Here is a 23,417-nt window from a genome sequence, read left to right as displayed (position 1 = left end):
CACAATGAAAATAAAACAATTATTATTAAGTATAACGGCACTATTATTTATAGTGCCCATGGCGGTAAATAGTCAAGACTCTAAACCCAATATTATTGTAACATCGGATGGGGAAATTGATGATGAATGTTCCATGGTTCGGTTTTTATTATATACCAATGAATGGGACGTAAAAGGGATAGTTACATCCAGCTCCCAGTACCACTGGCATGGCCACAATTGGGCTGGTGATGATTGGATAGATCCTTACTTAGAAGCCTATGCTCAGGTATACCCTAATCTTATTAAGCACGGTAAGGGGTATCCATCCCCAGACTACTTAAAATCGATTACTTTTTTAGGGAATGTTGAAGCTGAAGGTGAAATGAAAAAAGTCACCCCGGGATCTGAACATATTGTTAAGGTGCTTTTAGAGGAATTTGATGACGAACCCATTTGGATTCAAGCATGGGGTGGTACCAACACAATTGCAAGGGCATTAAAGACCATTGAAGATAATTATCCGGAAAAAATGGAGCGCATTGCCAAAAAACTTCGCTTTTTCTTTATATGGGAACAAGATGATACCTATCAAACCTATATCAGGCCGCATTGGGGTAAATACAATATTCCAACTATTATATGCGATCAGTTCTGGGCCGTTGCTTATCAATGGAACAAAATCTTACCAAAGGACAAGCAAGCATATTTTAAGAGCAATTGGATGGTATCAAATATATTAAAAGACCATGGTTCATTGTGCTCATTATACAAAGCACATGTGCCGGGAAGTCATGGTTTGTCGGGTGATACCGAATTTAGCACGGGCGATTTTAGATCAGAAGGAGACTCACCAGCATTTATACACACCATCCATACGGGGTTACGCAGTTTAGAGTCTCCGGATTATGGCGGTTGGGGTGGGCGTTATATTAAAGTCCGTGAAAATACTTGGCTAGATCCAGTTAATGACCCTAATTATAATTATCCAAAGGGAAGATGGTATACTAGTACTGCTTGGGGCAGGCGCTACATGCGGGATACCTACCCAGAGCATACAGATGCTATGCACGCCTATTTTAATCCCATAACCCGCTGGGTCGATGCTTTTCAAAACGATTTTGCTGCACGGGCCGACTGGTGTGTTAGTTCCTATAGTGAAGCCAACCATCCACCTATAGTTAAATTAAAAAATGCCTTAGATATCATGGCAGGTCCAGGCGATACAATTAAGTTAAGCGCCAAAGGCACAACAGATCCTGATGGCGATACCTTACATTATACATGGTGGCAATACACAGAAGCAGATACCTATAATGGACACATATCCATAAATAATCCTCATAAACAAATTATGATATTCAAAATACCTAAAGACGTTTTAAAAGGCGATACCATTCACATTGTATGTGAAGTGATAGATAATGGTATTCCAAAACTTACTAGGTACCAACGTACTATAATAACTATTAAATAAAAACATATGCAATCGATAATTAGAATGTATGCTTTAATGATATTTAGTTTTAGCACCATCCAAATGTTAGCACAGCAATTGGCTTTTCCAACCGCAGAGGGCTATGGTAAATATAGTAAAGGTGGAAGAGGCGGAGTCGTTTACGAAGTAACAAATTTAAATGATAACGGAAAAGGTAGCTTGAGAGCAGCTGTTGAAGCTGAAGGAGCACGAACCGTGGTTTTTAGAGTTTCCGGAAATATTGAGTTGGAAAGCCCTTTAAGTATTAAGCATCCTTATATAACTATTGCTGGGCAAACCGCTCCAGGAGATGGGATATGCTTAAAAAATCACCCCCTTAATATTAATACCAATCATGTTGTTGTACGCTATATACGTGTAAGGCCGGGCGATGTTTCAGGAAATGACTATGACGCTGTGTCCAGCCGATATACAAAACACATTATTTTAGACCACCTGTCAGCCAGTTGGAGTGTGGATGAAACCATGTCTATTTACCACTGTGATAGTATAACTGTACAATGGAGCATCATCTCAGAAAGCATGTATAATTCAAATCATGTGAAGGGGTCTCATGGCTTTGGAGGTATTTGGGGGAGTAATTATGGAACCTACCATCACAATCTATTAGCACATCATGGCAGTCGCAATCCGCGTATGGCTTCGGGTTCTGGTTATACCGATTACAGAAACAATGTAATATATAATTGGGGTTATAACAGTTGTTATGGAGGAGAAAACCAACAAGTAGGTAATCCTAAATTCAATTTCTCCAAATTTAATATAGTAGCTAATTATTATAAACCGGGACCTGCTACAAAGTCTGGAGATGTGTCTTACCGAATTGCCAGTCCCTCTATGCGTAATGATGTAACAGATTTTGGACTGTGGTACATAGCCAATAATGTTGTTGAGGGTTACCCTGCTGTAACTACTAACAATTGGAATGGGGGTGTACAGCCTCAAGGAGGAGAAACAAATCTTGAATTGGTTAAAATGGAGTCACCATGGCCATCCATGCCAATACATCAAGAAACGGCCAATAAGGCTTTCATATCTGTATTAGAAAAGGCAGGGGCTGTTTTACCAAAGCGCGATCCCATAGATAGTCGTATTGTAGAAGAAGCCCAAAAAGGATATGCAACTTATGAAGGGACTACCTATAAACAAAAGCAAACGTTAGCCGATACATCCAAAAAATCAGGTATCATTGATTCTCAAAAGGATGTGGGAGCTTGGCCCATACTTAAAAGCAATCCGGCACCCATGGATACCGACCATGATGGTATGCCCGATTATTGGGAAGACAAAAACCAATTGGATAAAACCAATCCTGATGATAGAAATATTCTGACTCCAAGTGGATATACCATGTTGGAAGTCTATTTAAACAGTTTAATTTAACACCAAACCAACTAGGAACATTGCATGGTTTTGGAGATATTGAAAATAAAATTCCTAAATAATATAATGAAAATGATAACAAAGTATAAAAGCGTTTTGCTAATACTGGTCATAACAACAAATGCATTATTGCAGGCTCAGATTCCATGGGAAGCACATGGCAAATTAGAAACGTCAGCTAAGGGGCATTACATCCAGCATCAAGACAAAACCCCCTTTTTATGGATTGGTGATACAGGTTGGGGCATGATGCAGCAATTAACCCGAGAAGAGATTGATTTATATCTTGACAACAGAAAAGAATTAGGGTTTACCGTTATTCAAACCGTAGCCCATTGGTCGCCTCATGGTGGTGGGCTACAAAGAAGCCCAGATAATGCCCCAAATGCGTATGGTCACAGTCCATTTACAGGCAATGAAAAATCTCCAAACACGTCAGAGCCTTTAACGGTAAAAGGTGGAAGTATGCAATCTCCAAACGACTATTGGGACCACGTCGATTATGTTATTGAAGCTGCAAAAAAACGTAACCTGTACTTAGCGGTTTTACCATGTTGGGCATCACAATTAATTACTGGTACCGGAGAATATACCGTTGAAGAAGCGAAAACTTTTGGTGAATTTTTAGGTAAGCGTTACTCGAACGAACCTCACATTATCTGGGTACTTGGGGGTGATACTAAAGCACAGTTTAAAGGTTATGATAAAAACCAAAAGTATAGCGAGTACGATTATAGAGATGTGTACCGTGCCATGGCAGAAGGAATAGGAAAGGGAGTAACGGGTAAAAACTTAAAATGGAATGAAAAGAACACGGCATGGAACGAGGTGTTTCTCACCTATCACCCTAATGGCGATTACCCCTATGGTTCATCCTTATGGTTTCATGAAGATGTGTGGTTAGATGCCAATGGTGTTGAGGTTTGGAAAGAGGTGAACGATGTGTATAGGACTATGTTGGACGATTACCAGCGTACCGACCCAATTAAACCAAGCTTGTTTTTGGAAGGCTCATACGAATACGGTACCTATCGCCATGAGTGCGGATGGGTAACACCAGTTATGGTACGCCGTCAATTTTACCAAACATTTTTTGCTGGAGGTGCAGGACATACTTACGGTGCTGGGCCAATTTGGGCCATGCGTGGTAACGAGGGCGATTATAATTGTGGTTATACTTGGCAACAAGCTCTAGATTTTCCAGGTGCGAAACAAGTGGCAGATATAGCCAAGACATTTTTATTGAACCACAAATGGAATGAGTGGATTCCTGACGGAAGTGTTATTTCTGATACAGGTCAAGGAGACGATTTAAAAACTGCGGTTACAACCAAATCAGGCGATATGGCTTTGGTATATTTTTCAAACAATTCTTTTACTCAGGTAAAAAATATGCTGCCTAAAGTGGCTGATTCGTATTGGTTTAATCCAAGAAACGGAGAAACCAAAGGAAATGGTTCGTTTAATATTAATGAGTCAAAAGTAATGGCGCCACCAAGCAAATGGGAAGATGCCATCTTGGTTTTAAAAGCAGAATAGTAAAGTAAAAAACAATTATTAAGTAAAATTTAAATGAAAAGTACCAACCATTATTTCACCGTATTGTTTTTGATAGTATTTGTAAACAGTTCATTACTATCATCAGCTCAAGAAACAGAATTTAAAAGAATCCCAAAATATCCCGTTGCTTATCAAATGCCTACTGTAGAAAATACCAAAGCAGTTATAGATCGGGTTAGGAAGTATTATGAATCTACAGGCACCTTGCAAATTGAAGATAAAGAAACAGGTGAAAAAATCACAGATTTCGCCAAAGTAAATAAAAATGCGCAGGTGGCTAGTGGTTTTGCAAACGAATATTCGTATACCAATGGCGTAGTGTTTTCGGCCTTTGAATATATCGATGATGTTACAGGCGATGAGGCTTTTTTTAAGAACAATATCAGGTTTTTCGATTTTGTGGTTGAGCATTTGCCTTATTTCAAAAAGCAGGCAAAAAAATTCGGTCAGAAAGAAAAAATAAACAGTTGGAACCGAATTTTGGAGTTTCATGCTCTTGACGACTGTGGTTCTATTGGTGCTGCTTTAATAAAAACGTATTTAAAAAATAAAAATGAAAAGTATTTAGAGCTTATCAACCGTACAGCCCAGCATATTTCGAACCATCAATTCCGTTTAAGTGATGGTACTTTAGCACGCCATAGGCCACAATATCAATCTATTTGGGCCGACGATATTTATATGAGCGTGCCTTTTTTGATAAACATGGGTAAATTAACGGGAGATCATAAATATTACGATGATGCCGTAAAACAAATTTTGCAAATGGCAGAGCGTTTGTATATTCCTGAAAAGGAACTTTTTGACCACGGTTGGAATGTAACCTCGGGCGATTACGACCCGCGATTTTATTGGGGAAGGGCCAACGGTTGGACCATCATGTCTATGGCCGAAGTTCTGGAGATATTACCAGAAGCTTATCCAGGCCGCGATAAAATTCTTCATTTATACCGTTCAATGATTAGAAGCTTTGCAAACCTGCAACACGGTACGGGTTTTTGGCATAATCTATTAGACAAAAACGACACCTATTTAGAAACCTCCTGTACGGCCATGTTTACATTTGCAATTGCAAAAGGCATCAACGAAGGATGGATTAACCATATTTATGGCCCGGTGGCCATTACGGGATGGAACGCAATAAAAACACGTGTTCTGGAAAATGGTGCCGTTGATGGTACGTGTGAAGGCACCACCTTTGCACATGATAACACATACTATTACCATCGTGGGGCGAGTATTCATGCCACTCATGGCTATGGTCCAGTATTATATGCTGGAGCAGAAATGATTCGCTTGCTGCAAAACGATAAAATTGAAATTAAGCCAGCCAAACCCAATGCGAGAAACAGCACATTTCACTTTCTTTTAAAAAGTGAATGGCCAAACAATAAATAAAGAACATATACAATCAATGGCCCACTATGGTAATCAACCAGCAAACTACAAAAGAGTCATTATAGAAGTAATAGAACACTAAGCAACATGAAAATAAGACACTTATTATTATATATATCAGCACTATTGTTTATAGTGCCAACAGCAGTAAACAGCCAAAACCAACCTGCCATACAAGCAAATAAACCAACCGCTCCATATGTTACCCATAGCAATGTAGCATATACCCAAGAAGCTGATGAAAAACGCTTGCTAGACATACACGAGCCCGAAGGCGAAGGACCTTTTCCCATGGCCATTTATGTACATGGCGGTGGTTGGATAGGTGGCGACAAAGCCAACCCAGATGACGCGCCTGTTTTAGAAATGCTTACCAAAGCGAATTTTACATGGTTTTCCATTAATTATAGGTTAGCGCCAGAGCATCGTTGGCCTGCTGGCCTTAATGATGTAGAAACGGCCATTCGTTGGGTAAAAGCCCATGCCAAGCAGTACAAAGGCGATCCTTCAAAAATAGTACTTATAGGGTATTCAGCTGGGGGGCAGTTAGCTACCTATGCCTCAACAGTGGTAGACGAAAGCATAGCAGTACAAGCCGTAATAGGGTATGCGCCACTTACCGATTTTGTACAAGAGCTTCCTAAACGCGGTAATATATTGGGCAAGGCACAACGCAGTCTTTTAAATCGCCCACAAGAACTAACTATGGAATCACTGGGTATGCTAAAAGCCCTGTCACCCATAAACCATGTTCGTGCTGGCATGCCGCCTTATTTACTTATACATGGCGATGCCGATAATTCGGTGCCTTACGAACAATCTTTATTGTACCAAAACAAGTTAAGAACATTGGGCATACGCTGCGACCTGATAACATTACCCGGCGCACCACATCGGTTAACCCAATGGGATCAATATTTACCCAACTATCAAGATCAAGTAATTACCTGGCTTAAAGATATATTGGAAGATTAAATAAAAGGCAACTGAGACCAAACCTAAGACCGCGACCAAACCCCAACCAATAAAAACCAAATGTTTTTAATTTGGTTAGCCAGGCGTTCGCGTAGTAGGTGGTAAGCTTTCGTAAGTTGCCCTTCAACCGTTTTAATAGAAATATCCATATATTCTGCAATTTCAATATTGGTCAGGCCCTCCCTTTTACTCAATAAAAATGCCTCACGGCATTTAGGGGGCAATTGCGCAATACCTTCATTAACAAGGGCCATTTTTCTGTCCAGCACCTCCGTATCATGGTCGGCAACAGCCTCATTAATAGCTTCTACATACGCACTTTCTAAATTAGACAGCGCTTTGTTTTTATGGTACAGGTTAATAAACTCATTATAAGCAATCTTGTACAAGTAGCTTTTAATAGATTGCAGCGTATTCAAGCGGCTCCTGTGTTCCCAGGTTTTAATAAAAACCTCTTGCACAATATCCTCGGCAGTAGCAGCATCGTTGGTTAGGCTTAGAACATAAACAAACAAGGGTTTATGGTAAGTTTTTACCAAATAAGTATACGCATTTTCATGTCCTTTTTTAAGTAGCGCAATAAATTCTGTATTATCTTTATAAGTATCAAACATTAATAAAAATCCATTAAAACCAGTTAAAAGATGTGTAAAAGTCACAAAAAAATTAATAAAAACTAAAAAAATGTCATAAAAAAGTAAGGGTTATTAATTTCTGTCTTGTAATATAAGAAACGAATCATAATAAAAGATGACTCCAAAAATCGAAAAAATCATTGTAAAGTACCTTACCAAGTCGGCCACGGCAACCGATTTGGATACACTATCACAATGGATAAAAAAACCGGCCAACCTGCAGCAGTTTAAAAATTATGCACAATCGCATTATATAATCACTTACGGACTCAACAACCCAGATTCCAAAAAGGCCCTAAACAAACTTATAAGCACCATACGCCAAGACAGCACTTGGGTGCACAAACTTAAAACACCGCCCATATACAAATATGCCGCCGCAGCCATTTTAGTTGGCTTGTTAGCTGTTGGCTATTGGTTTACCCAAGACCCAACACCCAGTACCCAACACCCAATTATCGTTAACAACCAAATAACACCTGGCACCAACCAAGCCACCCTAACCCTAGAGGACGGTACCACAGTACCTTTGGAAAAAGGTACCTCATACCAAACAACATACGCCAATAGCAACGGCGAGCAAATCGTTTACAGTTCGGCCGAAAGTAGCGTACCGCCTAAAGCCTATAGCGTAGAGCGAGCAGTCAACACCTTGACGGTTCCCAGAGGCGGGCAATACCAATTAGCATTGGCTGATGGCACCCAAGTATGGCTAAACTCCGAAACCCAAATACAATACCCCGTTAACTTTATAACAGGCCAACCCCGCGAAGTCACCCTCGTTTACGGCGAAGCCTACTTCGACGTAAGCCCCAGCACCAACCACGGTGGCTCCAAATTTAGAGTATTGTCCCCGTCGCTGTCATTGCGAGGAGGTACGACGAAGCAATCTCCCAACACCCAGCACCCGGGCCGAGCGTCAAAAAATAGTCCAGTGGACTATTTTAGCGAAGGAGCCAGCCGGCGGGATGGCTTAACCCAAATCGTCGAAGTCCTAGGCACCGAGTTCAACATCAAAGCCTACAAAGACGAAACCCACATATACACCACCCTAGTAGAAGGCAAAGTAGCAGTCACCCCAAGTACAGTTGAGAAGTCTCAATACGCAATACCCAATACTCAAATCTTAAAACCTAACCAACAATCCACCCTAAACAAAACCACCAACACCATACAAATAGCCCAAGTTAACACCTACAACGCCACCGCATGGCGCGAGGGCATTTTTAGTTTTAGAAACAGTTCATTGGGCGACATTATGAAAGTATTATCCAGATGGTACGATAGCGAGATTATTTTCGAAAAAGAAGCCTTAAAGCATATCACCTTTAGAGGTGTAATTAATAAAAACCAACCCATAGAAGAAGTCATGGCCGTTATAAAAAGCACCAGTAACTTTAATTATGAAATTAGAGGAAAAACAATTGTTCTTAAGTAAAAGAATAGAAAAGTGGATAGTCGCGGTTTTAGTCGCAGTCTCGGTCGCGGTCGCAGTCGCAGTAGATTTACAGTCAAAAACCAAGGCGTCTAAAAGTCTAACAATCCAAAAGTCGAATAATCGAAAAGTCTAACAATCTAATAATCGAACAATCTAATAATCGAAACAATATGAAGAAACATCCAACTTAAAACATTCAGAATTCAGGATTCAGAATTAACCAAAAAAACAAGGAATGCAGTCGCACCTGGACAGTCCGAAACTACATCCCTTTATAATTACTAATTAATTACCAGCCTGCCGGTAGGCAGGAAAGTTTAACCAATTAATAACAATGTAAATTTATGGAATTTAAATTAACTAACGCGCGTTTGCTCCCAATAGTTAACGGGATAACAAAACCGCTATTAAAGTTGCTTATGAGGGCATTTATATTCTTAGTATGCACCACGGTTTTTAGTTTATCGCCTATAGACGGTATTTCCCAAAACACCAAAATAGTGATCGATACCGATAAAAACCTAAGCGTTGATGAGGTGTTTGATATCATTCAAAACCAAACCGATTACACCTTTGTGTACCGGGCAGACCTGTTTAAAAATTACCCAAACATTAACCTAAAAAAAGGCACCATAAGCCTTAACAAGCTCTTACAGCAAAGCCTAAACCCGGGCAAGCTTAATATTATTTTAACCGCCCATAACGCCATTCTTATAAAAGATAAAAATACCATACAACAAATACAGGTAACAGGTACGGTAACCGATGCCCAGGGCCTGGGCATACCCGGCGCCACCGTACTTATTAAAGGTACTACCAAGGGCACGGCAACCGATTTAGATGGGAATTACAATATTACCGTACCCAACCCCGAAAACGTATTGGTATTCTCTGCACTGGGGTTTGCAACACAAGAAATTACGGTAGGCACTCAAAAAACTATTAATATAACACTTAAAGAAGAAATTAGTGAGTTGGGAGAGGTTGTGTTGAATGCGGGGTATTATAATGTGAAACAAAGAGAGGCTACAGGAAATATTTCTAAGGTTACATCGAAAGAAATAGAAAAACAAACTGTAAATAACCCAATCCTAGCTTTACAAGGCAGAGTAGCGGGTCTTAATATCAGACAAGCATCAGGGGTTCCCGGAGGAGCCTTTATAAACTTGCAGATAAGAGGACAAAATAGTCTTAATACTGATGCAAATGAGCCATTATTTGTTATTAATGGAATACCCTATCCCTCTCAGAATTTAAGTAATCTTTTTACAGGAGGTATTCGCCCAACTCCCCTTAATGCTATAAATCCATCAGATATTGAAAGTATAGAAGTTTTAAAAGATAGTGATGCTACTGCAATATATGGCTCTTTAGGGGCAAATGGAGTTATTTTAATCACAACAAAAAGACCTAAATCAGGAAAATTAACTGTTGATTTAAATATGTACAGTGGTATAGGTCAAGCAACTCAAAGAGTTGAACTTCTTAATACTGAGCAATATTTAGAAATGAGGGGAGAGGCTTTTATAAATGATGGTAGAACACCCAGTATGGGAACTGCTCCAGATTTATTATTATGGGATGCTTCTAGATATACTGATTGGCAAGATATTTTAATTGGAGGTACAGCTCAGATTTCAAATGCACAATTATCTTTTTCTGGAGGTGATGCGTACACAAATTTTCTTGTTAGTGGTGGTTATTACAGAGAAACTACTGTTTTTCCAGGAAATTTTCCTTATCAAAAAGGGTCATTAAATTTATCAGGGACTCATTCATCAAGGGATCAAAAAATTAATATTTCTTTAAATACGAACTTAGTTAGAGAAGATAGTTCATTACCTTACGTAGATCTCACTAGTACAGCTTTACAGTTACCTCCTAATGCACCTCGAATTTTTAATGAAGATGGTAAGTTAAATTGGGAGAATGGAACTTGGGAAAATCCATATGCAGCAATTTTAACAGATTATAGCGGTATAACAACAAATATAACAACAAACTTTGCTTTTAATTATCATATAACACCAAACCTTAGCTTTAAAATTAATTCAGGTTATAATTTAATAAATAATGATATAACAAATATACAACCTCTCTCAAGTTCTAGTCCAACATCACCATCAACAGGTTTAACACAAATATCTAACAATGAGTTAAAAACTTGGATTTTGGAACCCCAAATAACATTTTCCAAACAATTCAACAAAAATAAGTTAGATATTTTGTTAGGTAGTACTTTAAGAAAAACTAGCCAGGGCAGGATAACAACAGAGGCAACTGGATTTAGCAGTGATGCTTTAGTTGGAAATTTAACTGTAGCTTCTTTTATTAACATTATTAGTGATGCTTATGTAGAATATAAGTATGCTGCACTATTTGCCCGTATTGGTTATAATTACAATGGGAAATATTTTTTCAATGTAACAGGAAGAAGAGATGGTTCCAATAGATTTGGAGAGGATAATCGGTTTGCTAATTTTGGATCAATTGCCGGATCATGGATTTTTTCAAAAGAAGAGTTATTAAAGGACTCTTCAATTCTAAGTTTTGGAAAGCTAAAAGCTAGTTATGGAGTAGTAGGAAATGACCAAATAGGAGATTATCAATATTTAAGTACTTACAGAGCTATCAACGAACCCTATCAATCAATTAATCCATTAATCCCTAATAGATTGGGGAATCCTGAATATCAGTGGGAAGTTGTGAAGAAATTGGAGATTGGATTAGAAATAGGACTATTTAATGATAAAATTAGATTAAACTCATATTTTTACAAAAACCGATCTTCCAATCAACTTGTAAATTATCCTTTACCTGGTCTTTCCGGGTTTACTTCCATAACATCAAATCTAAATGCTATAGTTGAAAATAAAGGTTTTGAATTTGAATTAAGTACTAAAATCATTAATTCAAAAAACTTTAATTGGTCATCTGGTTTTAACATTAGCATCCCGGATAGCAAATTAATAAAGTTTCCTAATCTTGAAGGTTCAAATTATGCAAGTCAGTATATGGTAGGTGAACCACTTGACATATATTTGGCTTATGAATTTGAAGGAGTAGATTCTCAAACGGGTATTTATCAATTCAAAGACTTTAATAACGATGGGGCTTTATCTTCTACAGAAGACAGAAAGTATGTTGTCAATTTAGCTCCTAAATATTATGGTGGGTTTCAAAATACGCTGACATATAAGAATCTTGAATTAGATTTTCTTTTTCAATTTACGAAAAAAATAAGTGGTGATTATCAAAGGTTTTTCAATGCGCCTGGTCGCCTTTCTAATCAACCGGTGTATGTATTGAATCGTTGGCAGACATCAGGAGACGAGGAGTTTGTGCAAAAATATACCAGAGGAGGCTCTGTAAGTACAGCTTATACAAGATTTCAAAGTAGTAATGCTTCTTTCACAGATGGTTCTTTTATAAGATTAAAAAATGTGTCTTTAACTTATCAGTTGCCGTCTCAATTTCTTTTAAAATCAGGAATAAAGAATTTCAAAATTTATGCTAGAGCACAAAATCTTTTTACTATAACAGGGTATAAGTTACTTGACCCAGAAACATATGCGTCTTCTTTACCTCCAATAAGAACACTTTCATTAGGTGTGCAACTAACATTATAAATTAAAAGATTATGAAAAATATAAAACACAATATAACAAAGTTAGTTAAGTCTCATACCATCAATAAGTTTTTATTGATATTATGCGTACTCTCAGTAATATCTTTAAATTCTTGTGATAGCTTTATTGAAACTGATGGTCCTACAAAAGAATTTGTTCCAGATTTAGTCTTTTCAGATGAATCTACGGCAGAAGCTGCAGTTACTGGAATGTATTTTAAACTTTGGACTTTCGGATATGAAATGGCAAGATTGACAGGATTGTCATCAGATGAATTTGATAATTATTCAACCGATGATAATCAGCAGCAATTCTTTGAAAATGAATTGACTCCTGATAACGTAACGATCCAAAATAATTTATGGAATCAGATGTACAATATTATTTTTACATCAAATTCTATCATAGAAGGGCTTAGAGATTCTTCTGAATTAACGGAATCTACTAAATTACAGTTTGAAGGCGAGGCTAAGTTTATTAGGGCATTCTGCCATTTTTATTTAGTTAACCTTTTTGGAGATATACCAATTGTTACAACGACTGATTATAGGTTGAATTCTGTAAAGTTTAGAAGTCCAACAAATGAAGTATACGATAAAATTATAGAAGACTTAATTAGCGCAAAAGAACTATTAAATGAAGGGTATATTTCTGGAGAAAGGGTTAGAGCAAATAAATCTTCCGCAACGGCACTTTTAGCTAGGGCGTATCTATATCAAGAAAATTGGGAGCTAGCTGAATTAGAAGCAACTCAAGTGATTAATAATACAGAGTTGTATGGTTTAGAAAGTAACTTAAACAATATTTTTTTAGCCAATAGTAGAGAAGCTATTCTTCAATTTTACCCAATGTTTCCTGGATTAAATACATATGAGGGATTCTTTTTTACAATTAGTTTTACACCTTCAAATGTAGCTCTTTCCAATAATCAAATAAATTCTTTTGAGCAAGATGACCTTCGGCTTGATATGTGGGTTAATAGTTATGATAGTGGAAGTCAACTATTCTACTATCCATTCAAATATAAAATTCAATTTGCCTCTACTTTTGAAGAATATGTAATGGTGCTTAGGTTAGGAGAAGTTTATTTAATAAGATCAGAAGCCAGAGCTAAGCAAAATGACTTTGATGGTGCTGTTACAGACTTGAACACAATTCGTAATCGAGCAGGATTGGATAACACCTCTGCAATAGATATTTTGACTTTAACTTCAGCAATTGAGAAAGAAAGACAAGTTGAATTATTTACTGAATGGGGACATCGATGGTTGGATTTAAAAAGAACAGGTAGAGCAAATACTATCCTAAGTAATATAAAAACAACTTGGCAAACAACAGATGTTTTATATCCAATTCCAGAAACTGAAATAATTAATAATTCCAATCTTACGCAAAATCAAGGATATCAATAATTCTTTTAAAAGATTGTTTAAATATTTATAATTAAAATGAAATTAATGAATATAAAAATCTTGTTTATAATCTTTCTTGGATTTATTAAGCTTTCAATTTCACAAGAGACGCAAAAGAAAATAATTCCAGAAATAGGCAAACCAATTCCAGAATTTGTACTGCAAGGTATTAAATATGGTAATAAAGTAAGTGAATCTGAAAAAAGTCTCTTAGGAACTCCCTATATTCTTGACTTTTTTTCAATAGGATGTAAAGTATGTTTTCAAAGCTTTCCTAAAGTAAATCAGTTAAACGAAAATTTCCAGGATAAAATAAATATTTTTTTAGTGGGAATAGAAAATGAAAAGATAAGAGATGTTTATGAGTCATTTAGAAAAAAGCAAAATTTAGATATACCAGTAGTATACGACTCAATACTTCATAAGGAATGGAATATATCCAACACACCTTATGTTGTTTGGGTTAATGAAAAAGGAATTGTAAAAGCAATAACAACATCTTCATATTTAACCTCTGAGAACATTCAACTTTTTATAGAAGGTAAGGATTTTGACTTTAGAGATGTAAGCTATAGTAGTAAGATTAATAGGGACAGTGCTTATAGTTATAATGAGCCATACTTGATTAATGGAAATGGAGGGCAAGAAACAGATTTTATTTTTAGGTCGCTCCTGTCTAAATGGAATATGGAATTAAACACATCTATTCCTGTGAGCATAGATGCTTTTGTAGGTAGAGATGAAAATAGAGGCAGGTTTGATGTTATAGGCGCTCCTTTATGGACTTTGTATAAATTTGCTTTTCTAGGGACTAATATGGATGTTAATTATTACGGAAAATTTTATCATCTACCAGTCATCTTAGCCAGAGATTCATCTTTGTTTGAATACGATTTTAGAACCGGAGAAAATATTTTTAATTATAGTTTAATGGTGCCTCTAGAAAACTCAACACAAAGTTCTCTTCAAAAATTTATGCAAAATGATCTTGAAAATTATTTTGGATATGATGTAAAAGTTGAAAGTAGGATTGTTCCATATTGGAGTCTGAGACATTCTGTAAATTCTAAAATACCTCTCAGAAGTAAAAGTGAAAAATCAAGTATTAAAGGTAGTCATGCTGGATATGCTATGAAAAATATACCTGTTAGTCAACTTATAAATTTAATTTGGGCATATAATCAGGAAAAGCCACCAATAATAGATGATACAGGTATAAATTACGATATTGATATAACTTTAGACGCTATAATGACTGATTTTGAGGATATTAAAAGAGCTCTACTGAAAAATGGACTCTATTTGAAAAAAGCAGAAAAGGAATTGGAATGTGTAGTCTTTAGAGACCCCAAACTAAAACCTTTGGAACAATAATCCAAAAATGATAATTAATAAAGTACACAATATGTAAAACACACTGCCCCCAGCCCGCCAACCAATAAAAACAATGTTTAACAAGTATTTGTTCAAGTTGGAGAAAACAAGCTCAAAAAAAAAAAGTGGGCTGGGCGGTATGTAACCACCCCCTGTACGGTACCCGAGAAAACCGTACCCTTCACCAAACCCTGCCTTTCTAGGGCCAGCCTATCTGGAAAAGAAAGGAATTGCTAAAAAAACAGGTCTCTCCCACAAAAAATAATGTTAACAGGGCCCGCCCCCTGCCGTAACGGCAGGGGCATGCCCAAAAAAATTAAAAAAAACATGAGACAGATAACAGCACTCCTGTTACTGGCGGCCATGGCGCCAAGCCACGGCCAGGCCAACACAAACAAACAGCCCGATACCGCCCAGGTACCGCGGCCCCTGCACAACAAGCTGGTGGACAGCATCATTAACTACAACCTGCGCATGCTGGACCAGCTCGAGCCCCTGCTGCAGGCCAAGAGCACCAATACCGAGCAGCTGCTCGACCTGGTGCGCAACAACATGATATGGACCCGCAGCCACATGCTGCTCACCGACATCAAGCTATCCGAGACCCAGCAGCAACTGTTCCTCACCCAAGAGGCCCTCAAGGAAGAGCACAAGATAAACAACATGCAAACTATAGGCTTTACCGCCGGGGGCGTGGCCCTGGGCATGGTGATTGGGTTTCTTATCCATTAAGTGAAAAGTGAACAGTGAACAGTGAACAGTTAAAAACTAAAAACTAAAAGTGAAAAGTGATAAGTCTGTCATTCAGGGGGAGACAACGACCGAAGAATCTCAGCTTGAATGAAACAGTTAAAAACTAAAAGTTTTAACAAGTTATGAGTTCAGAGTTCAGAGTTGGCTCACTGTTGCGAGGGGCAATTATGGATTCAGAATTCAGGATTATGAATGGCTCACGGTTGCGGGCATTAAACCATACGCATGGCCATGCCATAGGTTGATCGCACAGCTAAAGAACATGGAATCAGAACGGACCATGACTGACGGGGAATTCCTTTCCTTGAGGAAAGGTGGCAGTGGTTTTTCCGAAAAAACCGCTGTCGGAAAGGTGACCAAAGACCAGGCACCCCCTTTTGGTTGAAAACGAGCAAATGAGCACACAACAGTAAGAAACAACTAAACAACAACCAACTAAACAACAACCAACTAAACAACTAACCAACTAAACAACAACCGACTCTACGACAGTCGACTCAACAACAACCGACTCTACGACAGTCGACTCTACGACAGTCGACTCAACAACACACAACATATATGACCACCAGACCACCACCACCATACCAACAGTAAAAGAACCCTCACTTTTATCAGCCGGTTCTCAACATCTATATTTTTTCTCTAAGAAAGAACACGTTTGATTAATAGCACCGATTAAACTATAACTTAAAAAAATAAGATATTGAAATCTAACTTAAACCAATCCGTGGGCAAGCTATCGCTTTGGCCCAAGTTGGGCCGCGCGCTATGGCGGGCCCTGGGCTGGGTCGTTTCCCTGCTCATGTTATTGTTAAACTTTTTACAGTTCCAGAGCGCCCAGAGCATGGCCACCAAGCTGGAGGACACCCAACAGCACATAAGGAACGCCCGTGCGACCCTGGACAGTGCCCAGCGCTACATTATGGAGATGGAGCTGGACCTCAAGGCCTTCGAGGCCCGCGAGGCCAGCATAGACTCCGAGATAGCCTCCCTGTTGGAGCAGTGGCGAAACGATTTGTTGCACATTAAAAGCCAATTGAACGACCATGAGCAGCAATAAGCACACCCCCGACTTTAAGATGACCATTACCGCCACCAATATCGAGGACATACTCCCCTCGGTACTGGGCATTATAGAGCGGCGCACCAATATTACCCTTAAGAGCATCGTCTTTAAAAAGCGCTGCATGATCCTAAGCCTGTCCGGTGGCTGGGCCCAGGTGTTCAACATGGCCCAGTGCATGGAGACCCTGGATGGGCTTACGGGGTATTTGATTGAACGAGACAGTGAATAGTGAAAAGTGAAAAACTAAAAGTGAAAAGTTAAAAACTAAAAGTTTTAACAAGTTATGAGTTAAGAGTTCAGAGTTTGCTTACTCAGACGAAATTAAAAAAGCCAGACGAATCTGGCTCCCCTATTGTGGCGGTTTGTCCACCATATGAGGGGGGACCGAGCGTGAGTAAACAGTCCAGTGGACTTTTTCAGCGAAGGTGCCTGGTGGCGCGCTGGAATTGCAAAACAGCAATCAGGGGAGTTATACAGCAACAGTAAGCACACAAGAGTAAGCACACAAGAGTAAGCAACAACTAACCAACTCTACAACAAACAACTAAACATTTTAAACAAGTTAAAAGCTAAAAGTGAAAAGTTTAGACAAGTTATGAGTTCAAAGTTAAGAGTTCAGAGCGTCTAAAAATCGAAAAATCTAATAATCGAGAAATCTAAAACTAAAAGTGAAAAACTAAAAATGAAAAGTGAAAAACTAAAACAAGTTAAGAGTTCAGAGTTTGCTTACTCAGACGAAATTAAAAAGCCAGACGAATCTGGCTCCCCTATTGTGGCGGTTTGTCCACCATATGAGGGGGGACCGAGCGTGAGTAAACAGTCCAGTGGACTTTTTCAGCGAAGGTGCCTGGTGGCGCGCTGGAATTGCAAAACAGCAATCAGGGGAGTTATACAGCAACAGTAAGCACACAAGAGTAAGCAACAACTAACCAACTCTACAACAAACAACTAAACATTTTAAACAAGTTAAGAGTTCAAAGTTCAGAGCGTCTAAAAATCGAAAAATCTAATAATCGAGAAATCTAAAACTAAAAGTGAAAAGTGAAAAGTGAAAAACTAAAACAAGTTAAGAGTTCAGAGTTTGCTTACTCAGACGAAATTAAAAAGCCAGACGAATCTGGTTCCCCTGCTTCTTTTGAAGAGTGGGGGACCGAGCGTCAAGAAACAATCCAGTGGACTTTTTCAGCGAAGGTGCCTGGTGGCGCGCTGGAATTGCAAAACAGCAATCAGGGGAGTTATACAGCAACAGTAAGCACACAAGAGTAAGCAACAACTAACCAACTCTACAACAAACAACTAAACATTTTAAACAAGTTAAGAGTTCAGAGTTCAGAGCGTCTAAAAATCGAAAAATCTAATAATCGAGAAATCTAAAACTAAAAGTGAATAGATTAAAATAGAGATGCTAAAAATGCATCATCGGTAAAGATCTCTAATATCTAAGAAAGATTAATGGCAAACGAATTTTTTATTAACCAGGTCTGCTAAAAAAAAATAAAAAGCAGGCCACAAATTATTTTATTATGCTAGAATATGCATTGTATGACAACAAATTGACTGTTGATGATCCGGACGACCAAATGGGAAAACCGGTAAACGTAAAAATTAACAAACGTGCGGACATTGTTACCGCCATGAGTGGTGAAGGGTCCATTCTTAAAAAAACCGAGATCAATGCCGTTTTAAACGACTTTTGGCGGCGCATTACAGAAATGGCCAAACGGGGCGAGGCCTATAGTGATGATTACTTTAGTACCCAGTTTAATATTACGGGGGTGTTTGTAAACCAGGATGATTATTTTGATGTGAACCGGCACACCCTAAGTATTACAGCCAAGTTAAGGGGTGATGTATCCCGCGCAGCAAACGAGGTGGTACTTAAAAAAGTAGATGGCAACACCATACGCCCACAAATTGAGGGCGTGTACAATTGGGGTACCGATAGCTACGACGATGTGCTAACACCCAACGATGTACTGGAAATAAGTGGCGATGCCTTGAAAATAGAGAACAACCTCCCCGACGACGAGGGTGTGTTTTTTGTAAATCAAGGCGATGGCAGCGAGTACCGCCAAACCGAACTGCGTACCAACCAGCCCAAAACACTTACCTTACGTATTCCCGCCTTACCAGTGGGCGATTACCGCATAGAGGTGCGTAACACCCGTTATGGTGGCAAATCCTTGCGTACGGGCATATTCTTGCCGTTACTTACGGTAAGTTAACCTAAGGCAATTAATGTCTTAAAGCTAAGTAGACCACTTCTCGCCCGAGAAGTGGTCTACTCACCACTCGAGGAGTGGTCTACTACACGGGCGGGTAGTAGGCTACTTGCTGTAAAAAGAACCAAAATTAAAATGGATATAAAAAACAGTTCAACTATCTATTGTACATTAAAATCAATTGTTTCCTGTTTTTCATTCACTTTCATAAAAATACTAATATCGTCATCAACCTTAAGCCCTTGTTTTTCTGGTGTTGCCCCATAAAGTGTTGCAGCTGGTAAATAAATCTTAACGCTGCTTCCCATTTTAAGTGTCATAAGAAAAGCTTCAACCTCTTTAGGAAAGGCACCAGAGCCCATAGTAACCTCTAAGGGTCTTATATATTGAGAAGAGCTGTCTATGGTACTGTTAATAATTTTACCATCAATTGTTTTTACCTCAAAATCCATCCATATGGTTTGTCCGCTATCCAGAACAGCACCAGTACCTTCACTAATCATTTCGCTGTACATGGTTTCGTGGGTTTTGGTATTAATATCATTTTTATCTAGGTAGGCAGCCAAACGCTCCATGCCAAGTTGGGTTTGTTTTTTAACAACTTTTTCGCTCTCCATGCGTTTATCAGCTTGCAATAAACTATCATTTTTAAAAATTTTTTCAACCTTTAGGTAAGAAATCCACTCATCATCATCATCCATCCAGTCCTTTTTTTCCTCAAAGATCTTTTTAGCTATCATAGAGTCTACACGCTGTATTACATTAATACTATCGCCTTCACGTACGCCATAGTCAAAAACCTCTAGTGGGTTGTAATGGGCCCTTTTTGGCATGACCATATAATATAAGGGCATTTTGCCATAAGTAGTTGAAATAACCGAATCTTTTACTTTTTGTGTATAATTGATTTTAGCGGTCATCCCCATAGAGGCGACGGGTAGGGTGGTATCTGTTTTTTTAATTTGATAGATTAATCCAGTTTCAGTACGGTAGTACGGTTCGCGTTTGCAGGATAAAATGGTAAACATGATAACGCTAGCTATTAAAAATTGGTATTTCATAATAAGATAAAATTTTTAAAGGCGAATTTAAGCAATTTAAATGTAGTATGTAGAATTTAATTTTTCAGGCATTTAGTAAGGCTAAGTAAAACAACAAGTGCATTTTAATTAACTTTTAACATTTAGTTAAGTAACAAGTTAGGATTTTAGGAGTCTCTTAATTACAATATCCACCAACTTAAAAGCCAGATTAGTATGAATAGCAATTATGTGGAATATCCACTAAAAAGTCATTTAGACAACTATATAGACTGTGTATGGAAAGAAAGTTACAGTTGTATGGCCGCCTCTAAAAACGCTTCGCATCTTGTAGTACCAGACAATACCGTAGAACTTATTTTTACTTCTAATACCATTGAAAGAGATCAAGTGCATGGTAAATCCACATCACAAACCATTAAGAGTCACTTATCAGGCTTAAAAACGGTACCACAAAACATAAAACTGGATGGCGATGTATTGCTATCTGTTAGATTTAAGCCTTATGGCTTGTTTCCTTTTTCGAAAGTGGATTTAAATGAAACCGTAGATGCCTCTATTATGCCCCAAGATATTTTTGGGAAGGATATTTTAATTTTAGAGGAGCGTTTGTTTAACTGCAAGACCGATTTAGAGCAATTGGACCTAATAGAAACCTACTTTTTTAGAAAGTTTAAGGAAGTTAATAATGAAACCGATACAGTTTTTAATTATTTTATAAAAAATATCATAGCCAATAAAGGGAATGTTAATATTGAAGCATTGGCAGATACCTGTCGGGTTTCTAAAAAAACCATTGAACGCAAGTTTTTAAGTAAGCTGGGAATAACCCCCAAAAAGTATTGCAGGATTGTTAGAATATTTAACGCCTTGAAAATTCCGAAACAGTCCAATAATTTAAAGCTATCCTCTATTGGTTTGGATCATGGTTTTTTTGACCAAGCCCATTTTATTAAAGAAGTAAAGCATTTTACGGGCATGACCCCGCGGCAGTATTTTGGCATAGACCGTACCATACAAACACACATTTTTACCTAAAAAAAGTGCCTATAAACAGCATTGTCTCTTTTTTACAATTCTCTTGTTACAGCATCGCCTATTTTTGAGGCCAAATTAAATAATTAACCACCTATGAGATCTATTATTTTAACAGCCCTGCTTAGTATATTATTAGGGTGTAGTGCTAGCAAAACAACAAATAACGATTTAGCAACCAACACGTCTATAGATTGTTATATAGACCTTGTTAAAATGCATGACGATAAGGTGCCTGTAACTATTAACCCGGGGCGTTTTACTGCCCAAACAGTAACTTATAGAATACCTAGAGCCATACCAGGGTCGTACAGCATGAAACACTTTGGTAATTATATAGAAAACTTTAAAGCACTGGATTATAAAGGCAATGAATTGCAAGTGGTAAAAGAGGGCTCCAGTAGTTGGGTAATTACCAATGGCGCCAATCTAGATAAAATAACGTATGAGGTAAACGATACATTTGATGTTCTGGACGACCATGGCGAACCTGAAATATTCCCACCAGGGGGCACCAATATAGAACCCGATAATTATGTGTTGAATTTACACGGTTTTGTGGGCTATTTTGATGTTTTAAAATCCAATGCCTACGATTTAAAAGTGCATGCTCCAGCAACGTTTAAGCGAACCTCGGCTTTAGAATCTCGAGGCGAAACCCTAAGTCCCGATGGTAACTATGTTGAAACAGCGTATCATGCAACAAGGTATTTTGATATTACAGATAACCCAATGATGTATGGTGATTTGGATATTGAAAGCTTTCAAGTTGGTGATATTACAATAGTTTTAAGTGTGTATTCGCCCAATAAAAAGCACAAGGCCAGTGATATTAAAGCAACCATACATACCATGATGGAAGCCCAAAAACATTTTTTGGGAGATTTAAATACCACGAAGCGATATGATATCTTTTTGCATTTAATGGATAAGGCATTAAATAAAACAGGTGCTTTAGAACACCATACCTCTACCGTTGTGGTAACCAGAGAGGACCAATCTAAAGAAAATTTAGCACGCTTTTTAACCGATGTGGTATCTCATGAATTTTTCCACATTGTTACGCCCCTAAATGTACATTCTGAAGAGATACATTATTTTGATTATAATGACCCCATCTTTTCAAAGCATTTATGGATGTATGAAGGGCTTACAGAGTATTTTTCAAATCATTTTCAAGTTCACGAAGGTCTAATAACAGAAGAAGCTTATTATAACAGATTAGACAAAACCATAAAGCAATCTAGAGGGTATTTTGACGATGCAATGAGTTTTACAGAAATGAGTGCTAATATAGTTGATGAGCCCTACGCCAAAAATTATGGCAATGTGTATAAAAAAGGCGCATTGATAGGCATGTGCCTAGATATTATTTTACGTGAAGAAAGTGATGGAGCACGGGGTGTTTTATCGCTGATGAAAGCACTCTCGGCAAAGTATGGCAAGCACAAACCTTTTAAAGATGACGCTCTTATAGATGAGATTGTGGCGATGACCTATCCAGCAGTCGACCAATTCTTTAAAACCCACGTTATTGGCAGTACTCCTATAGATTACAATGCTATATTGAATAAGGTTGGTGTAGAGATTAGAGATGAAAAAGTTCTTGGAAACTATATTTTAACACGTGGAGGCAATGGACCTCCCATTGTAAAACTGGATAGGGAAAATAAGGTAGTGCGTTTTCATGATTTTGTAAAGCGCAATGGTTTTTGGACCGAACAGGGCGCGCTTCCAGAAGATATTATTAAAGAAGTGGATGGTGTAGCCATTACATTTGAAAATGCCGAAAAAATATTTGCAGAAGGTGTTGCTAACTGGAAACCTGGTAGAGACATAGAAGTAGTTTTGGAGCGTGCTGGCCAAGAGATAATAATTAAAACCGTTACGACGCCCTTTTATGATGTTGAAAAAGTAATACGCCCTATGGAAAATGCTACCGAGCAACAGTTAAAAATTAGAACCGCTTGGTTAAAAGATTAATAGCATCATAATGGTGAGGTGACTTTCTTGATTT

At 38.0% G+C, this 23,417-nt stretch carries 18 protein-coding genes; 16 read left to right on the top strand and 2 right to left on the bottom strand.

The features are described from left to right. The first annotated feature begins 4 nt into the window (after positions 1–4). The 5 genes from AC5SR4_RS16595 to AC5SR4_RS16575 all read left to right on the top strand — a co-directional run bounded on the left by AC5SR4_RS16595 (position 5) and on the right by AC5SR4_RS16575 (position 6,793). Entirely contained in the window at positions 5–1,456 is a 1,452-nt protein-coding gene (locus AC5SR4_RS16595; protein ID WP_495357394.1) for a nucleoside hydrolase-like domain-containing protein, read from the top strand. 6 nt (positions 1,457–1,462) lie between these two features. Beyond that, positions 1,463–2,860, top strand: a complete 1,398-nt coding sequence (locus AC5SR4_RS16590) for a pectate lyase family protein (RefSeq protein WP_495357393.1) — start codon at positions 1,463–1,465, stop codon at positions 2,858–2,860. 72 nt (positions 2,861–2,932) lie between these two features. Further along, on the top strand, positions 2,933–4,399 hold the full coding sequence (locus AC5SR4_RS16585) for a glycoside hydrolase family 140 protein (protein ID WP_495357392.1): 1,467 nt from the start codon (positions 2,933–2,935) through the stop codon (positions 4,397–4,399). Between the two features lie 33 nt (positions 4,400–4,432). Then, a complete protein-coding gene (locus AC5SR4_RS16580; RefSeq protein ID WP_495357391.1) occupies positions 4,433–5,818 on the top strand; it encodes a glycoside hydrolase family 88/105 protein in 1,386 nt (461 codons plus the stop codon). 87 nt (positions 5,819–5,905) lie between these two features. Next, a complete protein-coding gene (locus AC5SR4_RS16575; protein ID WP_495357390.1) occupies positions 5,906–6,793 on the top strand; it encodes an alpha/beta fold hydrolase in 888 nt (295 codons plus the stop codon). Between the two features lie 23 nt (positions 6,794–6,816). Here AC5SR4_RS16575 and AC5SR4_RS16570 read toward each other — a convergent pair whose 3' ends face one another. After that, positions 6,817–7,452 carry an RNA polymerase sigma factor gene (locus AC5SR4_RS16570; RefSeq protein ID WP_495357389.1) on the bottom strand — a complete coding sequence of 212 codons (636 nt, stop codon included), beginning with the start codon at positions 7,450–7,452 and terminating at the stop codon, positions 6,817–6,819. A 91-nt stretch (positions 7,453–7,543) separates the two neighbouring features. Between AC5SR4_RS16570 and AC5SR4_RS16565 the strand changes: the two genes are divergently transcribed. The 9 genes from AC5SR4_RS16565 to AC5SR4_RS16525 all read left to right on the top strand — a co-directional run bounded on the left by AC5SR4_RS16565 (position 7,544) and on the right by AC5SR4_RS16525 (position 19,328). Next, positions 7,544–8,866 carry a FecR family protein gene (locus AC5SR4_RS16565; RefSeq protein ID WP_495357388.1) on the top strand — a complete coding sequence of 441 codons (1,323 nt, stop codon included), beginning with the start codon at positions 7,544–7,546 and terminating at the stop codon, positions 8,864–8,866. A 419-nt stretch (positions 8,867–9,285) separates the two neighbouring features. Continuing rightward, positions 9,286–12,495, top strand: coding sequence for a SusC/RagA family TonB-linked outer membrane protein (locus AC5SR4_RS16560; RefSeq protein ID WP_495357387.1), 3,210 nt, complete (start codon positions 9,286–9,288; stop codon positions 12,493–12,495). 11 nt (positions 12,496–12,506) lie between these two features. Then, complete coding sequence (locus AC5SR4_RS16555; protein WP_495357386.1) at positions 12,507–13,907, top strand: RagB/SusD family nutrient uptake outer membrane protein; 1,401 nt, start codon at positions 12,507–12,509, stop codon at positions 13,905–13,907. 45 nt (positions 13,908–13,952) lie between these two features. Beyond that, positions 13,953–15,281, top strand: coding sequence for a TlpA family protein disulfide reductase (locus tag AC5SR4_RS16550; RefSeq protein WP_495357385.1), 1,329 nt, complete (start codon positions 13,953–13,955; stop codon positions 15,279–15,281). Between the two features lie 303 nt (positions 15,282–15,584). Further along, positions 15,585–16,013 (top strand): hypothetical protein, encoded by a 429-nt coding sequence (locus AC5SR4_RS16545; protein WP_495357384.1) that lies wholly within the window; start codon positions 15,585–15,587, stop codon positions 16,011–16,013. 727 nt (positions 16,014–16,740) lie between these two features. Beyond that, positions 16,741–17,097, top strand: a complete 357-nt coding sequence (locus AC5SR4_RS16540) for a hypothetical protein (RefSeq protein WP_495356445.1) — start codon at positions 16,741–16,743, stop codon at positions 17,095–17,097. Continuing rightward, positions 17,084–17,332, top strand: a complete 249-nt coding sequence (locus AC5SR4_RS16535) for a hypothetical protein (RefSeq protein WP_495357383.1) — start codon at positions 17,084–17,086, stop codon at positions 17,330–17,332. The genes AC5SR4_RS16540 and AC5SR4_RS16535 overlap by 14 nt, the downstream gene beginning before the upstream one ends. 812 nt (positions 17,333–18,144) lie before the next feature. Beyond that, positions 18,145–18,369 (top strand): hypothetical protein, encoded by a 225-nt coding sequence (locus AC5SR4_RS16530; RefSeq protein WP_495357382.1) that lies wholly within the window; start codon positions 18,145–18,147, stop codon positions 18,367–18,369. Positions 18,370–18,626: 257 nt separating this feature from the next. Then, on the top strand, positions 18,627–19,328 hold the full coding sequence (locus tag AC5SR4_RS16525) for a DNA-binding domain-containing protein (protein WP_495357381.1): 702 nt from the start codon (positions 18,627–18,629) through the stop codon (positions 19,326–19,328). Positions 19,329–19,486: 158 nt separating this feature from the next. On the opposite strand, the gene AC5SR4_RS16520 is transcribed toward AC5SR4_RS16525, so the two are convergent. Then, a complete protein-coding gene (locus tag AC5SR4_RS16520) occupies positions 19,487–20,386 on the bottom strand; it encodes an FKBP-type peptidyl-prolyl cis-trans isomerase (protein ID WP_495357380.1) in 900 nt (299 codons plus the stop codon). Positions 20,387–20,581: 195 nt separating this feature from the next. Here AC5SR4_RS16520 and AC5SR4_RS16515 point away from each other — a divergent pair, with 195 nt between their 5' ends. Both AC5SR4_RS16515 and AC5SR4_RS16510 read left to right on the top strand, forming a co-directional pair. Then, positions 20,582–21,403: a helix-turn-helix domain-containing protein gene (locus AC5SR4_RS16515; protein ID WP_495357379.1), complete on the top strand. Its 822-nt coding sequence runs from the start codon at positions 20,582–20,584 to the stop codon at positions 21,401–21,403. 93 nt (positions 21,404–21,496) lie between these two features. Beyond that, positions 21,497–23,383 (top strand): M61 family metallopeptidase, encoded by a 1,887-nt coding sequence (locus AC5SR4_RS16510; protein ID WP_495357378.1) that lies wholly within the window; start codon positions 21,497–21,499, stop codon positions 23,381–23,383. The last annotated feature ends 34 nt before the right edge of the window (positions 23,384–23,417 follow it).

The organism is Aestuariibaculum scopimerae, assembly GCF_059428085.1.
Note: the sequence above shows the minus strand (reverse complement) of the source record. Positions and strands in the feature narration are given on the sequence as shown.